This is a genomic window from Anaerolineales bacterium, from assembly GCA_022866145.1.
Lineage (GTDB): Bacteria > Chloroflexota > Anaerolineae > Anaerolineales > E44-bin32 > PFL42.
Genome location: JALHUE010000516.1, coordinates 1 through 1535 on the forward strand (window position 1 = coordinate 1; position 1535 = coordinate 1535).

At 65.6% G+C, this 1535-nt stretch carries 1 protein-coding gene; it reads right to left on the reverse strand.

The features are described from left to right. Window positions 1–270: 270 nt before the first annotated feature. A complete protein-coding gene (locus MUO23_14950) occupies window positions 271–1413 on the reverse strand; it encodes a hypothetical protein (GenBank protein ID MCJ7514249.1) in 1143 nt (380 codons plus the stop codon). Window positions 1414–1535 lie beyond the last annotated feature (122 nt).

The window sequence follows — 1535 nt, forward strand, 5'->3', positions numbered from 1 at the left end:
GACGGTCTCGGAGGAACTGGGGCGGCAGGGGAAGCTGTCGGAGGTGGGGGGTGAGGCCTACCTGACGGGCCTCGTAGCGAGGGTGCCTACCTCGCTTCACGCCGAGGCCTACGGGAAACTGGGGGAGCAGGCCGCCCATCCTTTCGCCGGGCCAGGCAAGTGACCATCCGGGCTCCTGCGCGGTGCGCTGAGCCACGCAAGAGCAAGCGCCGCTTGACCTGCGTCAACGCACGATGAGGCCGAGTGAAGGCCCCTCGACCCCCAGCCAGATTAGCGCTCCAACGCCGCCTGCATGCACGCTTGCGCCGAGTGCAGGATCGACGCTGCCTCCCCGGCGCTCGAGTAGATGCCGCGCAGATGGGTGCTCAGGTAGAAGCCCTGGGGGAAGATCGCCCTCGACTCACCGTAGAAGAAGCCGCCCGTGCCTTGCGCCTCGATGGCGTACAGCGCTCCCTCGCCCTCCAGCGTGACCTCTCCCCCTGAGCCGCCCTGGCGGTCGGCCTCCGCCTTGAACTGGCGACGCGCATCGGCTTCGCTGAGCCAGGGCTCGATCACCACCTGAACCTGGTTCGTTTCCTCGCTGCCACCGGACGTCACCTCCCACTCGAAGTTGCAGATCAACTGGTCGTCCCTGGACTCCACCGAAGCCAGAGGCAATCCGAGGCAGGCGCAGTCGCTCTCGTTGAATGGGCGTGTGCCAACTGGAGATACCTCCGAGTCGGCTGGGCCTTCGGAAGCTGCGACAGGAGAGGGAACTGGCGTGCCGGGACTTGTCGTTGCAGTCGGCACAGCCGTACGCGGGCGCGATCGGTGCGGCCGACCGTTCAGGATACGATCGAGGTTGCGCTGAATGGCACGATCGATCGGCTCGCGGAGGAAACTGGTCAGCCCGCCCCCGAGCTTGCTGCCCAGGATCTTCCACAAGGGATTCAGCCGTCGCTGAACCGCTCGAGCGGGCGCATTGGCGACTTTGTCGATGGCTTTGTCGATCTCGCCCCCGACGTAGATCTCGGCCGCGTGGCCCACAAGGTTCATCGTACGGCCGACCACGCGGCCCAATAAGTTTCCGAATTGATGCAGCGGCCCTCCGCGGGCCCGACGCCTTGCCAGGACATTCGCCCGTTCGTCGTACTCGTTGGCCTTGACGTACCTCGATTGGTACAGGGTTGGGCTGGAGCTGCGCAACTTCTCTGCCCCGGCGCGATAGGCGGCGGCCAGGACCCTGAGCTCATTCGGGCTCTTAATGCTCGACTGCAGCGCAGCCTGGCGCGCCTTGCTCGCCGCCAGCAAGAGCAGGCTGTCGTCGAGGTTGTCGGTCGCCGCGGCCTGTTGCCGCCAAGGCATCCCAGCCACCAGCATTAGGGAGGCGACGGCAACCAGCAGGATTGTGCGGAAGGAGGGCCGTTGCTTCATGAGGCTATCCCTCCTCCGCCTGCGGCAGACTCTCGATGTAGCGCAACTCGCCATCCTTCAGCCCGAAGGTTAGTTGGTCGCCGTAGTACACCTCACCCTGTGGCAGGAGCTCCTTCTCCAGA